Source organism: Neolewinella aurantiaca (assembly GCF_008014675.1).
GTDB lineage: Bacteria > Bacteroidota > Bacteroidia > Chitinophagales > Saprospiraceae > Neolewinella > Neolewinella aurantiaca.
This window is the reverse complement of sequence record NZ_VOXD01000020.1, coordinates 1-14,817: the sequence shown is the minus strand read 5'-3', so window position 1 is coordinate 14,817 and position 14,817 is coordinate 1. Positions and strand designations below refer to the sequence as shown.

At 53.0% G+C, this 14,817-nt stretch carries 13 protein-coding genes; 9 read left to right on the top strand and 4 right to left on the bottom strand.

What is annotated here, in order from left to right; translation table 11 throughout:
• Nucleotides 1–73: 73 nt before the first annotated feature.
• Nucleotides 74–436, bottom strand: a complete 363-nt coding sequence (locus tag FUA23_RS13495) for a nuclear transport factor 2 family protein (protein ID WP_147931277.1) — start codon at nt 434–436, stop codon at nt 74–76.
• A gap of 225 nt (nt 437–661) precedes the next feature.
• On the opposite strand from FUA23_RS13495, the gene FUA23_RS13490 reads away from it, so the two are divergent.
• From FUA23_RS13490 to FUA23_RS13475, 4 genes are all read left to right on the top strand, one after another.
• Entirely contained in the window at nt 662–1,414 is a 753-nt protein-coding gene (locus FUA23_RS13490) for a DJ-1/PfpI family protein (RefSeq protein WP_147931276.1), read from the top strand.
• Between the two features lie 204 nt (nt 1,415–1,618).
• Nucleotides 1,619–2,839 (top strand): IscS subfamily cysteine desulfurase, encoded by a 1,221-nt coding sequence (locus FUA23_RS13485; RefSeq protein WP_147931275.1) that lies wholly within the window; start codon nt 1,619–1,621, stop codon nt 2,837–2,839.
• 73 nt (nt 2,840–2,912) lie between these two features.
• Complete coding sequence (gene iscU / locus FUA23_RS13480; protein ID WP_147931274.1) at nt 2,913–3,326, top strand: Fe-S cluster assembly scaffold IscU; 414 nt, start codon at nt 2,913–2,915, stop codon at nt 3,324–3,326.
• A gap of 81 nt (nt 3,327–3,407) precedes the next feature.
• The gene (locus FUA23_RS13475; RefSeq protein WP_147931345.1) at nt 3,408–3,734 is read left to right on the top strand and encodes a HesB/IscA family protein; all 327 of its coding nucleotides are present in this window, start codon (nt 3,408–3,410) and stop codon (nt 3,732–3,734) included.
• Nucleotides 3,735–3,866: 132 nt separating this feature from the next.
• On the opposite strand, the gene FUA23_RS13470 is transcribed toward FUA23_RS13475, so the two are convergent.
• Complete coding sequence (locus FUA23_RS13470) at nt 3,867–4,157, bottom strand: hypothetical protein (RefSeq protein ID WP_147931273.1); 291 nt, start codon at nt 4,155–4,157, stop codon at nt 3,867–3,869.
• 162 nt (nt 4,158–4,319) lie between these two features.
• Between FUA23_RS13470 and FUA23_RS13465 the strand changes: the two genes are divergently transcribed.
• Nucleotides 4,320–4,814: a hypothetical protein gene (locus tag FUA23_RS13465; RefSeq protein ID WP_147931272.1), complete on the top strand. Its 495-nt coding sequence runs from the start codon at nt 4,320–4,322 to the stop codon at nt 4,812–4,814.
• Between the two features lie 19 nt (nt 4,815–4,833).
• Here FUA23_RS13465 and FUA23_RS13460 read toward each other — a convergent pair whose 3' ends face one another.
• Nucleotides 4,834–7,011: a PD40 domain-containing protein gene (locus tag FUA23_RS13460; protein ID WP_147931271.1), complete on the bottom strand. Its 2,178-nt coding sequence runs from the start codon at nt 7,009–7,011 to the stop codon at nt 4,834–4,836.
• Nucleotides 7,012–7,206: 195 nt separating this feature from the next.
• Complete coding sequence (locus FUA23_RS13455) at nt 7,207–8,316, bottom strand: ferredoxin--NADP reductase (protein WP_147931270.1); 1,110 nt, start codon at nt 8,314–8,316, stop codon at nt 7,207–7,209.
• A gap of 309 nt (nt 8,317–8,625) precedes the next feature.
• On the opposite strand from FUA23_RS13455, the gene FUA23_RS13450 reads away from it, so the two are divergent.
• The 4 genes from FUA23_RS13450 (at nt 8,626) to FUA23_RS13435 (ending at nt 14,074) form a co-directional block, all read left to right on the top strand.
• Nucleotides 8,626–9,618 (top strand): AAA family ATPase, encoded by a 993-nt coding sequence (locus FUA23_RS13450; protein WP_147931269.1) that lies wholly within the window; start codon nt 8,626–8,628, stop codon nt 9,616–9,618.
• A gap of 311 nt (nt 9,619–9,929) precedes the next feature.
• Nucleotides 9,930–10,718, top strand: a complete 789-nt coding sequence (locus FUA23_RS13445) for an MBL fold metallo-hydrolase (RefSeq protein WP_147931268.1) — start codon at nt 9,930–9,932, stop codon at nt 10,716–10,718.
• A gap of 168 nt (nt 10,719–10,886) precedes the next feature.
• Nucleotides 10,887–12,269 carry an MBL fold metallo-hydrolase gene (locus tag FUA23_RS13440; protein ID WP_147931267.1) on the top strand — a complete coding sequence of 461 codons (1,383 nt, stop codon included), beginning with the start codon at nt 10,887–10,889 and terminating at the stop codon, nt 12,267–12,269.
• 107 nt (nt 12,270–12,376) lie between these two features.
• Nucleotides 12,377–14,074 (top strand): SulP family inorganic anion transporter, encoded by a 1,698-nt coding sequence (locus tag FUA23_RS13435; RefSeq protein WP_147931266.1) that lies wholly within the window; start codon nt 12,377–12,379, stop codon nt 14,072–14,074.
• Nucleotides 14,075–14,817: the final 743 nt, after the last annotated feature.

Genomic DNA, 14,817 nt, shown 5'->3' with positions numbered 1-14,817 from the left:
CCAAAAAGTGATAAAAGAGAATGGCCCGGACTTTGCAGTCCGGGCCATTCTCTTTTATCACGGAACGGTTACGTTACATCGCGTAGATGAAATGCTCGCTGGTGATTTTGCCGTCTTTCACGACATAGGCGCAGATTTCTTCTTCTTTGCTGCGCCCCCGCTCTTTGTCCGTCCGGTCGATCGTCATGCCAACGGCAAAGGTATTTCCCTGTACGAGAGGATCGGAGACAGAGAAGCCGTGCATTTCCACGGTTTGCTCGGCAAAGCTTTTTGACTTTGCGAGCAGGGCTTCAACGCCTTTGGTGTGAGCATTCATAGGGAAACCGGGCATCTCGTAAGCGTCAGCATCGGGGGCAAACAATTCGTGGTAACACTGATCGAACTGGCCGCTGCGGCACAATTCGACCAAACGGTCGGCAACTTGCTGGGTAGTCATAATGGGTGTGTTTTATGTGTCACCAAAGTTAAGCTATACGATGTTAAAACACAAAACATTTTATTTAAAAAATTTACTTTATTCAAACTTTAAAACACAGCATTTCGACCTTGCCTGCACCTGCGTTCGCGCCCTGTTAGTTCCGGGTGAGTATTTACCGGGCGCTGGCGCAGGTACAATGAACGGTTGAACGGCAAAGCCCGCTTTTTACCCGACCTTTGCGGTATGCGCTACACTATACTCCTTACCTTTTTATTTATTACAGCTTGCGGATCAGGAGAACCGGCCGAAGAAAAACAGCACGCGGCGTTACCCCCGGTGGGTATTGCTTCGGAGTTGAGTGATCCGGACGAAAAAGTGTACAACGTTGCCCTACTGATTATGGATGGCGTCTACAACACGGAACTTACGGCCCCTTATGACATCTTCCAGCACACTATTTTTCGTGATGGTATTCGTCCGATGCGGACATTTACGGTTGCTGCCACTCATGACGTAGTTACTACTTTCGAGGGTTTACGAATTCTCCCTGACGTGGCATACCTGACGGACAGCCTGCCCCGAATTGACATACTGGTAGTTCCCAGCGCCGAGCATCACCTCGACACCGATTTGGAAAACGAAGAACTTCTTGACTTCGTCCGGCAGACGGATAAGCAGGCACAGTTTGTGACCAGCCATTGCGACGGGGCTTTCGTACTGGCTGCCGCCGGGCTTCTGGACGGTAGAGTGAGCACCACTTTCCCCAGCGACATCGATGCTATGCGCGCAAAGTTCCCCCACCTCGACGTCCGTAAAGATGTGCTGTTCGTACACGACGGCAAGTACATCACTAGTGCTGGCGGAGCCAAATCATTTGAAGCGGCCCTTTACCTGGCCGAGCACCTTTACGGAGACAGCATTGCCCGCTCTCTGGCGGGCGGGCTGGTGATCGACTGGAACCTGGCGGATGTTCCCCACACGGTCATAAAACAGTAAATAGAAATACCGGGGAGCAAGAGCATTACGGCTCGTGTCTGCCGTTTTAGTCCTTTAGTTATTCTTCTTACCGGGTGTATCCCCTTCTTGCTGTTCCGGTATGTGGTTCAGCTACTCACGAACTCAGTTGTTTAGACGAAAACTAAAGCGACACCGAAGTGTTATCTTTGCGCCTCTTAAAGTAAGACGAAAATATATCCAAGCATGAGCCAACGCCTCATTTACCTCGACAACAACGCTACTACACCAACGGACCCCCGGGTTGTAGAGACGATGATCCCATATTTCTACGAGAACCCCGGCAACGCCGCCAGCCGTAACCACCCTGCGGGTTGGGTCGCTGAAGGCGCCGTGGATACTGCTCGTGAGCAGATTGCGGACCTCATCAACGTTGACCCCCGTGAGATCATTTTCACCTCTGGTGCTACTGAATCCGACAACCTGGCCATCAAAGGTGTTTTCGAGATGTACGCCCGCAAAGGCAATCACATCATCACTGCAACCACCGAGCACAAAGCTGTACTCGATGCTTGTAAGAAGGTAGAAAAGAAGGGCGGAGAGGTTACTTACCTCGAAGTTGACAGCGAAGGACTCATCAGCCTCGAAGCACTTGAGGCGGCCATCACCGATAAGACGATCCTCGTTTCCATCATGTGGGCCAACAACGAGACCGGCGTAATTCAGCCGATGAAAGAGATTGGTGAAATCTGTGCGAAGCACGGTGTACTCTTCATGTCCGATGCTACCCAGGCGGTAGGTAAGATTCCGGTAGACCCCAAAGCAACCGGTGTTCACCTGATGGCCTTCACGAGCCACAAGATGTACGGCCCCAAAGGTGTTGGTGCACTGTTTGTGAACCGCAAGAACCCACGGGTAAAGGTTACCAGCCAGATGGACGGTGGCGGACACGAACGCGGCATGCGTTCAGGTACGCTTAACGTTCCCGGTATTGTTGGCTTCGGCAAGGCCGCAGCCATCGCTAAAGAGGAAATGCACGAAGATGCCGCCCGCCTGAGCAAACTGCGCGACAAGTTGCAGAAAGGTCTGATGGACGTTCTCGAAGAATCTTACGTCAATGGTAGCCAGGAGCACCGGATGCCACACGTTACCAACATCAGCTTCAAGCACGTTGAAGGTGAAGGACTGATGATGACCTTCAACCAGAACATCGCCCTGAGTTCCGGATCTGCCTGTACCTCGGCCAGCCTCGAGCCCAGCTACGTACTGGTAGCCCTTGGCCTTGGTGATGACCTTGCTCACTCCAGCCTCCGTTTCTCTCTTGGTCGGTTCACGACAGAAGAAGACATTGACGAGACCATCAAGCAGGTCGCAGAGGGAGTTAACCACATGCGTGAACTCAGCCCCATCTGGGAAATGTACAAGGAAGGTGTGGACATCGACGCCATCGAATGGTCTGAGCATTAATACAGCTTGCAACCACCTTAACCCTCAAGGTGTTATCAAACTAACAAATCACAACTAAGAAAAATACAAAGCCATGGCTTACAGCGAAAAACTCCTCGATCACTTCAAGAACCCTCGTAACGTCGGTACCCTTGACAAAGCTAATGCTGGTGTAGGAACCGGTCTCGTTGGTGCTCCTGAGTGTGGCGACGTAATGCGTCTCCAGATCCAGGTAGACCCCGAAACACAGAAGATCACGGACGCCAAGTTCAAGACCTTCGGTTGTGGTTCTGCAATCGCCAGTTCAAGCCTCGCTACTGAGTGGCTCAAGGGCAAAAGTGTTGACGAAGCATTAGCTATCGACAACATGGCCATCGTTGAGGAACTCGCTCTTCCCCCCGTAAAAATTCACTGCTCTGTACTTGCTGAAGACGCCATTAAAAGCGCCATCAAGGACTACCAGGAAAAGAACGGCCTGGAAGTTACAGCGGTACTCGAAGCACACTAATCACTGGTCGTGTATTCCTGCAAGTCGACGGTCGCAGACTATCGGCTCGCAGGAATTACCCAACCACAAGACGATAATACTATGCTCTACGTTGCTGACAGCGCTAAACAAAGATTAGCCAACATTCGTGAAGCAAAAGGCTTCACGCCGGATTACTTCCTGCGCGCCACTATTACCAGTGGTGGCTGTTCCGGCCTGTCTTACCAACTTGACTTCGACAATGAGTTGAAGGAAAAAGACCAGGTTTTCGAAGACAACGGAGAAACTGTTGTTTGCGACCTGAAATCTTTCCTTTACCTCTGCAACTCTACCCTGGAGTTCAACGGAGGTTTGAATGGTAACGGTTTCGCGTTCAACAACCCCAACGCCAGCCGTGAGTGCGGGTGTGGAGAAAGTTTTGCGGTATAGTAATCCTCCCGACTTTACTCTGCTTCCCGCTTCGGAGAAGTGCTGAGTTAAATCTACAGAGAACGCCTTCGGTTTGCTTGATCGGAGGCGTTCTTCGTTACGGCTATCCGGTCGGAATTGCACCGGACGTTTTCAGTACGACATCGAATACAGTACTCCGAAAACGACCAGCAGGTAGGTGAGGTTAACCGGTGCCAGCAGCAGAAAAAGCTTATCCCATCCGCTCAGTTCCGGCTTCCGGAAAAACCGGAAGGCATTGATTGTTCCCCACACCAACATCACCAACAAGAAAAGACCACTGAACATACTCACGGATGAATTCCCCACGAAAGTGGGCAAAATTCCCGGAGCGAGGGTAAACATGATCAACAGGAAGAAGATAACCAAATTGACGTAAGCGACGAAGCGGGCTTTGTGGAGCATAAACAGTTGACATTGAAAATAGCTGGAGGGTAAAGATAAGCGAATGACCGATCCTGAGAAGATTTCAACTTTCCGGCCCGACGTTTCTAAAGAACAACCGATCGGGAGGAAAACATATATCCTTTTCTCTGCTTAAGCGTTCTCTCCTAAACCAATAAAGTAATGTCTCAGCCAACTTTCAACTATTTTCTGGAACAATTCCCTGATATTGAATTGCCTTTAACCTTCAGCGAGGATACCGTCCGTACCATCAGCCGGGAAACCCCACCGCTACCTCCTGCGCTGATTGCTGAGTTTTTGCTCCCGATCGAACCGGGAATGGCGGATGAACTGACTGAGTTTGTAGCCTGCTTACGACTGCCTGAAAACAAAGAATATGCGGGGATCGTCTACTGGCGGGCAGACTTGCTTCAGTACCATTACACCCTGGCTACATTCAATCTTAAGACTCAGGAGTTGATTGATCGTAAGGTTATTGCCGGCGTGAGCTACGATGGTGAAGAGGTCACCCAGACCCAGGCGGTCCTTAACGAAAGCCTGATGATATACCAGGTCAGTGGCCAGGCGAACGCAGATGGCGAATACGAATACAAAGCCAGCTCCAGCACGGCACGGCGCTTTCAGCTCACCCCTTCGGGTAAAATTGTTGAGCTTTAAAGCAGGCGGACATTGCTGATTACCGAACGACTTCGACTCGCTCTCCCTGCTGCCCGGTAATGTTGTTACCGAAACCGATTACTTTATAGTTGGCGGCGGGGATTCCTTTACTGTTCAGAAAATTCCGGATGGTCGTCGCCCGCTCTTCGCTCAGGAGTTGAGCGGCCCGCGGATCGAGGTCGAGTGGCGTATGTACGCGTATCTCGAGTACCGAGGTCGACTGCTGAATAAGCCCCATTAACTGATCAAGCCCTGTATAGCCGCGGCTATCCGGATAGGCGGTATTAGGGATAAAGCTGATACCAGCCGGCATTGGCGCTCCTCCGGGTTTGGTGGTGGCAGCTCCGGAGTTATAGCTGCCTGACGCGGCAGCACTGTACTGATTCGGCGCTGTACGTTGGCTCGTTGTTCCTGCCGATGGTTGTCCGTAAGACTGAGGAGTGGCAGTGCGGTTGTACGGGTCTCCCTTAGCGGACCAGCGCTGTCCCGTCGGAGGAGCAGAAACCGCAGGTTGCGTATTGGTGGGCGTTGTACCATCCAGCCGGTGCAACTCAGCGCGTAGCGCTTCGAGTTCCGAGAGTTTGCGCTGATAGTCAGCGTCCAGTCGTGTTACTTCTGCGGGGGAAAGAGGCTCCTTGCGGGGTAAGCCCTGCCGGACTTCGTTTTCCCAGGTATCCCGTTCGTAGACGCGGGGGCTCTTGTCGCGCTGCAGGCCAGCCCGTATTTCGGCGGCAAGCCGTAAGCTGTCCTGATAAGCCCGTTCGCGCGCCGCTGCGACCCCAGCGGGGTCGATTGGGCGGTAACTATCGCCAATGGAGGGAACCTCCGGAGCAGCAGTGGCTGGTTGAGGTGTTGTTCCTTTCGCCGACCAGTTGTGACTTCCTCTGTTGCGCTGTTCCAGTTTCTCGTTTTGCTGGCGACGGAATTTGGCCTTCATGCGTTCCAGCTCGCTCAACTCCGCAGCGTAGCGGGTATCGGTTCCTTTAGCGGTTGTTGCCGGTGGCAGGGTATCTCCGCTAACCTCCCGGTACTGGCTCCGCAAGGCCGCCAGTTCCGGATCCTCCGTTTTCGGAGCTACGAGGTCGAACTTTCTGCGATCACGATCGAGACGATCCAGTTCCCGCTGACGGCGGGCGATGCCCGCCTCGATACGGCTCCGGTCGGAAGCAGGAGAGCGAACACCCTGGGTCGTCGCCAACTCCCCCGTAGAGGTTTGTCCTCCGGCAGCAGCGCCAACGAGGCTTTCGTCAGTTCTCAGAAACACAGCATAACGCTGGAGGATGTCGGGGCGAACGCTTAGTGATTCTCCGGTATTCAGGGTAATACGGCTCAGGTCTTCGCCCAGTGGAGGCGGCGCGTGAAGTTGCCCGAGAACGACCTCACCTGCCGGGGGCAGGTCAGCGGCCTCGGCAGATAAAAGCTGAAGATGATCACCGGCAGAACCCACTTTGACGACGGCTATAATCTGACGGCCGTTCAGAGCAGGAGAAAACTGGGTGACGCTTCCCGGTATGGCTACGGGCCGGGGCTGCCCGCCCGGCGATGTCTGGTTGAACCACCGGTTTCCATCACGCTGAAAGTACAGCGTCCGGCCATCGGCGGCAAGATTCGGGCCCGTTTCGTTTCCCGGGCCGTTCAGTTCCTTGATTGCTTCGGGGCTGGCCCACAGGCCATTTGGCAGAGCTTCTCTGCGAAAGAGATTGAGGTTGCCCTGATCATATGCGCTGTAGATCAGTTGCTGGCCGTTAGGGTCAAAAGTAAGGTCATAGCGGGGAGCGACATCATCAGGAAGGGTCCAGGTATCCAGCACCCTCCAGTTACGCCCGCTGGTTTCAAGCAAATCGATATAACTTACTGCTCCCGTCCGAAGCACAGCCAGGCGGTTGCCATCGGGGCTGATAGCCAGAGCACGATCATGGGCGAACGAATTTATCGGAGAGCCCGGGTTGAGGGCCCGGCCCCAGCTTCCGTCAGCATTACGGTTCGTGATCCAGATATCTGCCGCATTATCCGTTCCCTTATTATTTTCGAAGTTCGGGCGGGTAAAGAACAACACCTGTCCGTCGGCACGTAGTACAGGGTCTTTTTCCTGTGGGGCCTCCAGCCCTTGCTGGCTGATCATTACCTGTGCTCCGAGCCCAGAACACGTCATAAAAATCAGAAAAATCAGCGATATCGTGTGGTTGAGATTTGGCATGGAATGACTTCTGGCTACTCTTTAGACGCCGTCGGGAGACTAATGTCATCTTTCGGGGTCATTTTAATTACGTATTACCTCAGTTCTAAGTTGTCCCTTAGCGAGTTAGAGTAGTATTAAAGTTAGCATTTATGTCCGGTTTCCGGACATAACGAGAGGTTATTCAGTAGCCATAATTTCGCACCAACGGTCTTATTAGCTCTCGAATTCGACGTAAACTTCCTCGGTAGTGGGGTGAGCCTGACAGGCGAGGATGTAGCCGTCGGCGATTTCATCATCGTCGAGTGCGAAGCAAACCTCCATTTTAACTCCTCCCTTTGTCACCTTTGCCATGCAGGTACTACAGGCTCCCGCCAGGCAGCTGTAAGCAGGAGTTGCTCCCGATTCCAGCAGGCCGTCGAGAATGGTCTGGCCTGGTTTCAGATCAACCGTGACTTCCTTGCCACTTATCTTCGCTACAACCTTACCACCGGCAACCGGTGTATCTGCAGCAGCTTTTTTCTGGGCAGCGTTGGCAGAGAGGAAGCGCTCAGAGTGAATATCCGCCTTCTTCATACCGAGGCCCAGTAGTGCCTGTTCCACATTATCGATCATCTCACCAGGACCGCAGATGTAATAGTTCTTGTCGTCAACAGCACCGGGATTATCCTGAATGAAGCGCTGCACAGCAGCGATATCGACCCGGCCTTTAGCTCCCTGCCAGGTGGTTTTCCCACCACCGAACAGCCCTCTCAGGCCGCCAGCCTTGTGCTTAACGGGGCGCGATAAGGTATGCTGTACAAAGAACTGACCTTCGTGACGCCGGGCCAATTCGTTCAGTTGCTCTTCGAAGATGATATTTTTTTCGTCGCGGTTGCCGTAGAGCAGGTGGATGCGGGATTTTGGTTCTTCTTCGAGCAAAGTGCGGATGATCGACATCAGCGGTGTAATTCCGCTACCCGCGCCAAAGAGGTAGTAATCACGCCGGGCAGCGGGATCGGGTTTCACGAGGAAGCGGCCCTGCGGGGGCATAACTTCGACCACATCTCCTACTTTGAGGTTGTCGGCGATGTGGTTACTTACCACCCCTCCTTTCACGCGCTTTACCGTTACTGCGATCTCATCGTCCTGCGGTGCGGAGCACATGCTGTAGGCACGGCGCTCTTCCTTACCGTGGACCACAAACTTCAGCGTCAGGTACTGGCCCGCGAGAAATTTGAAGTGTCCGGCGTCGGCGGCAGCGGGCTTAAACGAGACGGTGATCGCCTTGTCCGTTTCCGGCTGAATGGAACTGATCGTCAGGGAGTGGAAGGTCGGTTGACTCATGATAGATTTTTTACTGGCCGCAAAAGTCGTAAATTCGGAGGGCTTTTGCTCTTTTTTGATCGTTGTAAGCGCGTGTTTTGACGGGAATAGGAATCTTAGAGAACATTTTTTGCCCGGCCTCGCGCCGGGGCTTTTAAAAAGAAGTGCTTAGTCCCTTCTTCAGGAAACCCGCTTTGGCACCTGCGTCCGCGCCCGAAAATGTTCAGCAGTCATACAATCAATCAGGCAATTGGTTGCAAGGCAGTGGACTTCCAAACAGCTTTCCTATCTTAGCGGCCCCCAACTAACTAAAGACTAACAACCCCGCCCATGGCCAGCATCGACATTGAAGCCCTGAACGAACAGATAAGAATTGACAGCGAAGTAGTGGACCGCATCCGCAAGGAAACCGCGAAGGTGATTGTGGGGCAGCAGTACATGATCGACCGCTTGCTGCTGGGCCTGCTGAGCCGTGGACACATTTTGCTGGAAGGCTTGCCCGGATTGGCGAAGACGCTGGCGATCAATACGCTGGCCAAAACGATTTCGGCCGACTTCAGTCGCATCCAGTTCACGCCCGACCTGCTGCCGGCCGACATCGTTGGTACGATGATCTACAATCAGAGCGTCAACGATTTCACCGTGCGTAAAGGGCCCGTTTTCGCAAACTTCGTGTTGGCGGATGAGATCAACCGTGCGCCCGCCAAAGTGCAGTCGGCGCTTTTGGAAGCGATGCAGGAACGGCAGGTTACTATTGGTGACGAGACCTTTAAACTGGAAGAGCCCTTCCTCGTTCTCGCCACCCAGAACCCCATCGAGCAGGAAGGCACTTATCCCCTGCCCGAGGCGCAGACCGACCGTTTCATGCTCAAGTGCACCATCGGCTACCCCACCCGGGAAGACGAGCGCGAAATCATGCGCCGCAACCTGGCCAAAGGCTTCGAAAAAGTGACCCCGGTAGCGACCACCGCCGAGATCCTGAAAGCCCGCGACAGCGTCCGTAAGATTTATATGGACGATAAAATTGAGCGCTACATCATCGACATCGTCTTCGCCACCCGCGAACCCGAAGCCTACCGCCTGACCGATCTAAAACCGCTCATCACCTTTGGCGGCAGCCCGCGTGCAAGCATCAACCTCGCCCTGGCGGCAAAGGCCAATGCCTTCCTGGAGCGCCGTGGTTACGTGACGCCGGAAGACGTCCGCGCCGTCTGCGAAGACGTGCTTCGCCACCGGATCGGCCTTTCGTACGAAGCCGAAGCCGAGAACATTCGGCAGGAGGATATTATTGCACGGGTCCTGAATGTGGTGGAGGTGCCGTAAAGGGGGGATTGGTTTGTTGGATCGTTGGTCTTTTGGGGGCTACTGCTTGTTGGTTCGTTGGTCTCCTATTCTCAAAGCAACACTTCTGGCGCGCACGCAGGTGCAAAATGAAGTTTTTTTTTGACATTGTTGCAGCTGCTGAGTCGTGTCTTTCGGCCAAAACCGAGCCCCAGGAGGCAGAAGATATACCCAACCAATTTGACTTAGGTATATGTTAACGGGTGCTGATACACTGCAAATACACGATCCCAACTTTCCGGTCCGAACCAGAAGGGAGCCACCGGGTTACAGCAATACCAAACCAACAAGTTATGCGCAACCTTTTGCTACTTCTCCTGGCCCTTGCCTTTTTTTCCTGTGGAGAGCCAGCCCCTTCTTCGACCGCTGAAGCTCCGGATACGGAAGCTAAAGAGCCGATGACTAAACCCGCCGAACAATCGGCGGTAAAAATGACGCCTGTTTTCCACTCCGCTGTAGTACTGGAGTACGGTGGCAAAACCATCTTCATCGACCCGTACGACAAGCCCGGGAAGTTCGATGGTTTCCCGGCTCCGGATATGGTTCTGATCACCCATACCCACGGCGATCACTTCAATAAAGAGGTTCTTTCTGCACTCGACCTGAGCAAAGCGGAGCTCTTTGGCCCCGAGGCCGTCACCTCACAAGCTGAAGAATTCGGCTTCGCAAAAATAACCACCCTCGCCAACGGAGACGATGCTGCGCGCGGTGATATCAACATCAACGCCCTCGCAGCTTACAACCTTCCTGAATCAGAATCAGCACCACACCCTCCGGGCGACTTCAATGGTTACGTTATCGAACTCGGCAACGAACGCTACTACTTCAGCGGAGATACCGGCCCGATCAAAGAAATGAGAGCGCTGAACGACATCGACTTTGCGTTCGTCTGTATGAACCTCCCCTACACCATGACTATGGCGGATGCTGCCGATGCTGTGCTCGACTTCAAGCCTCGCGTCGTATACCCTTTCCATTACCGTAATAAAGACGGTACTTTCATGGATACCGAAAAATTCGCTGCGATGGTAAACGAAGGCGATAAAAGCATCGAAGTGCGAGTACTGGACTGGTATAAGTAAAACCGGTTAATGAATTATCGTACAGTTACGGTCTCCTCTTGCGGTTCTCTCTTCAGACCCGAAGAATGCACTTTCTTCAGCACCATCCAGTGATGCGCCAGAGCCTCAACTCAGTCGCTACCAACGACGTTACATGAACAAACCATCATATAACACTACCTTCGCTGTATGACCATCGACCAAATTTATACCGGATGCCTTGCCCAGGGCGCTTATTACATTGAAAGTGACGGAGAGGCTGCTATCGTAGACCCTCTGCGCAGCCCGGCTCCTTACCTGGAACGAGCTGCTAAAGACGGAGCGACCATCAAGTACATCTTTGAGACCCACTTTCACGCCGACTTCGTCAGCGGGCACCTGGATCTTGCGGAAAAAACCGGAGCTACCATCGTTTACGGACCAGGCGCTAAGACCGGTTACGAGAAATACGAGGCCACCGACGGCGAGGAATTCAAAGTAGGTAAACTCACTATCCGTGCTTTGCACACTCCCGGGCATACGCTGGAGAGTACGACCTACCTTTTGCTCGATGAAAAGGGAACACCGGAGGCTATTTTCTCCGGCGACACGCTTTTCATCGGCGATGTTGGCCGGCCAGACCTTGCCCAGAAGAAAGGAGCCCTGACAATGGAAGACCTTGCCGGGCTTCTCTACGAAAGTTTGCGCCGCAAAATCATGGTACTCCCTAACGACGTTATCGTTTACCCGGCCCACGGCGCAGGCTCTGCCTGCGGCAAAAAGATGAGCAGCGAAACACAGGACACCCTTGGCAACCAAAAGGAAACCAACTACGCCCTGCGCGCCGACATGACGCGCGAAGAATTCATCCAGGAGGTCACCGAAGGCCTGCTGCCGCCCCCGGCCTACTTCGGAGAGAATGTGCGGATGAATAAAGAAGGCTACGAATCTTTTACCCAAGTGATGAAAACCGGCAACGTTGCCCTGTCACCTGCCGATTTTGAGCGGGTCGCCAACGCCGAACGCCCGCTGATTCTGGACGTACGCAGCAAGGAGGACTTCGTTGCGGGTTTTGTCCCGAACAGTATTTTCATCGGTCTCGACGGGAGCTTCGCTCCCTGGGCGGGAGAAATGATCCCTGACCTTAGTCAGCCCATCCTCCTGGTCACCGATGCTGGTCGCGAAGCCGAAGCTGTGGAACGCCTCAGTCGGGTGGGATACGACAATACACTGGGCTACCTCGATGGCGGCATTACTGCGTGGAAAGCTTACGGCGGCGAAGTAGACAGCATCGCAACGATCAAGGCCGACACCTTTGGCGATGCCCTTTCCTTCGGAGCAGCCAAAAGCATCATTGATGCCCGCAAACCGACAGAATTTGCCAATGGACACCTCAGCACCGCCGTTAATCTTCCCCTCTCCGAATTCAACGCACGGATGGATGAAATAAGCAAAGACAAAACCGTTTACATTCACTGCGGAAGTGGCTACCGGTCAACCATCGCCACGAGCTTACTGAAGTCGCGTGGCTACGACAAAGTGGTGAATGTACAAGACAAGGTGGCTGATATTTTAGCGCTCGAAGCGGAATAGTCTGGCATCAGCAGTATCTTCTCCCTGCTTACGACTTAATTAAAGATGTGCCTGGCACATTACTCATCAGAGCAGGCCGATTGTGCTTTGCCCCGGACATTGATTCTATGTGGTTCGCCTCCCCTCCAAATTATGTCAAAACCGGACTGTTGCCGGACCTTACCGCTGGTCTTACTCTGGGGATTTTGCTCATTCCGCAGGCGATGGCCTACGGTCTTCTGGCGGGCGTTGACCCTGTTTATGGTTTATATGCTGCGCTGGTTCCGATGCTCGTCTACGCCTTGCTCGCCACGACTCCGCACGTCAGTGTTGGCCCTACAGCTCTGGCTTCTTTGTTGTGCCTGAACGGGATTAGTGGCATTGCCGAACCATTTACGGCGGAGTACCTCGGCTACGTCATTGTTCTGGCCGGGCTAACGGGTGTACTTCAACTTGCCTTCGGTTTGCTTAGGCTGGGCGGGATTGTCAGTTTACTCAGCCGACCGGTGCTTTCGGGATTCGTCTCTGCCGCAGCGGTACTCATCATTGTCAGCCAGGTAGATACTTTACTGGGAATAGAAACAGCGGGTGGCGGGTACCTTCACCAAACCGTGCTTTCGCTCTGGGATGGACTGTCTGAATTTCACCTTCCTTCCGCAATGCTTGGCCTGGGTACACTGCTGTTGCTCTTTGCGGCAAAACGGTGGCTACCGGCCAAATTCCCCGTTATGTTGGTTCTGCTCATCCTTGCTACTCTGCTGGTCAGCTTTATGGGCAAAGGATGGGGTGTAAAGACGTTGGAAGATATCCCTCCGGGCCTCCCTCAGTTTACCCTCCCCGGCGTAGATGCTGCCACCCTGCGCCAGTTGGCCCCCGTGGCGCTGGTAATGGCGCTTATCAGCTTCGTGGAAACCTTGTCGATCGGCAAGGCTTTCGTTCATAAACACGGCTACTACCGGGTGAGCCCGAACCGGGAACTGATGGCCTTAGGCCTCAGCAAAATTGCGGGAAGTTTCTTTCTTGCCATTCCTACATCAGCCAGTTTCAGCCGTTCTGCGGTGGTGGAAGGTGCCGGTGGTAAAACTGCCCTGAGCAACGTTACTGCGGTGGTACTGCTGCTTGCGGTATTACTCTTCCTTACCCCTTGGTTCTACTACCTCCCGGTATCCGTACTGGCGGCGATCATCATTTTCTCCGTCCGAAACCTTTTCGATCTTGCGGAGATGAAGCGGCTTTACCACCTCGCGCCGAAGGAGCTTTCCACACTATTGATCACCTTCTTTTTCACCTTATTTGCCGGACTGCAGTACGGTATCGCCGGGGGAGTCTTGCTTTCGTTGTTCTTCGTGTTCTGGCGTGCGGCGCGGCCGCACCTGGCGGAGTTGGGCCGGATTCCCGGCACCAATGCTTTCCGCAATATTCAACGGTTTGAAGGAGCTGAGGCGGAAGCGGGGATTCTGATCGTCCGTTTCGATGCCGAGCTTTACTTCGGTAACGCCGAATATTTCCGGGATCAGATGGAAGTCAAAGTGCAGGAAAAAGGGAACAGCCTCAGGGCTGTTATTCTGGATGGGCACACCATCAACGACATCGACACTTCCGGCATCTTCGTACTTACCGGTTTTCTGGATATGCTCGAAAAGCAGGGCGTTGAGTTGTACTTCTGCGGCATGATCGGCCCGGTCCGGGACAAGCTCTACCAGTGCGGACTGATGGAGCGAATGGGCGCCGAGCGCCATTTCCTTTCCATCCAGAGTGCACTGAACCACATCTCCGGAAACAGAGACGACCGGGGCTGGGACCTGCCGGCGGTGCAGCATGGGTGAGGATATACCTGAACCAAAGTGGTTTGGGAAAAGCGTGCAGAATACCTCGGCCGCTACACCCACAAGACTGCCATCTCCAACTGGTTCAATGCCCATAGGGCCGGATCGTGGGATGGCGGGTTAGTCCAAAAGCGCAACGGCAGGCCCGACTGCGTCAGGGCTGCCTTTGAGCTTTAAGTGTTGTGTGTATTATTTTTTTAGAACTTGGCTATACTTCGTCGTAGCGTTCTTAATAATCGATGAACTCAATAGGCGGATTCCAAATTTGATCATATAACCAATAACAATCAATCCAATTAAAAATACTGATAGTTTAATCGAAAAAAAGACTCCACTAGTAACTATGACCAGATAAAATGAGTAAAGTCCTAAACTTCTAAATATTGTCATATAAGTAAAAAGTGGGCGTACTTTTGGCATTATGTCATCAAGGTCACTCACCAGTTCATCTATTCGACCTGTCAGATACTTCTTTCTTTTATCTAATGGCGAGTTATTGCTCTCTGGTACTTGATAAGAAATATTATTAAGAGCGTGTCTAAAATTATGAAAATTTAGATATAAAGGCTGTCAGTCGTATCTTGTAAGTCGCTAAACACTACAAATATGACCAAGCAGTGGACTCGGTTGACTGACAGCCAGTGGAACGAAGTTAAAGATTATCTACCAATCAACCGCAAGACAAAACATCAACTCCGGGATGTACTTGATGCCATTCTGTGGCTGGTGCGTACCGGTACTCA

What these genes read in the sequence shown, in the direction of transcription:
- FUA23_RS13450 (WP_147931269.1), top strand. Translation starts at nt 8,626, where the DNA reads ATGGCCAGCATCGACATTGAAGCCCTGAACGAACAGATAAGAATTGAC.
- FUA23_RS13440 (WP_147931267.1), top strand. Translation starts at nt 10,887, where the DNA reads ATGACCATCGACCAAATTTATACCGGATGCCTTGCCCAGGGCGCTTAT.
- FUA23_RS13460 (WP_147931271.1), bottom strand. Translation starts at nt 7,011, where the DNA reads ATGCCAAATCTCAACCACACGATATCGCTGATTTTTCTGATTTTTATG.
- FUA23_RS13435 (WP_147931266.1), top strand. Translation starts at nt 12,377, where the DNA reads ATGTGGTTCGCCTCCCCTCCAAATTATGTCAAAACCGGACTGTTGCCG.
- FUA23_RS13475 (WP_147931345.1), top strand. Translation starts at nt 3,408, where the DNA reads ATGCTCTACGTTGCTGACAGCGCTAAACAAAGATTAGCCAACATTCGT.
- FUA23_RS13485 (WP_147931275.1), top strand. Translation starts at nt 1,619, where the DNA reads ATGAGCCAACGCCTCATTTACCTCGACAACAACGCTACTACACCAACG.
- FUA23_RS13490 (WP_147931276.1), top strand. Translation starts at nt 662, where the DNA reads ATGCGCTACACTATACTCCTTACCTTTTTATTTATTACAGCTTGCGGA.
- FUA23_RS13445 (WP_147931268.1), top strand. Translation starts at nt 9,930, where the DNA reads ATGCGCAACCTTTTGCTACTTCTCCTGGCCCTTGCCTTTTTTTCCTGT.
- iscU (WP_147931274.1), top strand. Translation starts at nt 2,913, where the DNA reads ATGGCTTACAGCGAAAAACTCCTCGATCACTTCAAGAACCCTCGTAAC.
- FUA23_RS13495 (WP_147931277.1), bottom strand. Translation starts at nt 436, where the DNA reads ATGACTACCCAGCAAGTTGCCGACCGTTTGGTCGAATTGTGCCGCAGC.
- FUA23_RS13465 (WP_147931272.1), top strand. Translation starts at nt 4,320, where the DNA reads ATGTCTCAGCCAACTTTCAACTATTTTCTGGAACAATTCCCTGATATT.
- FUA23_RS13455 (WP_147931270.1), bottom strand. Translation starts at nt 8,316, where the DNA reads ATGAGTCAACCGACCTTCCACTCCCTGACGATCAGTTCCATTCAGCCG.
- FUA23_RS13470 (WP_147931273.1), bottom strand. Translation starts at nt 4,157, where the DNA reads ATGCTCCACAAAGCCCGCTTCGTCGCTTACGTCAATTTGGTTATCTTC.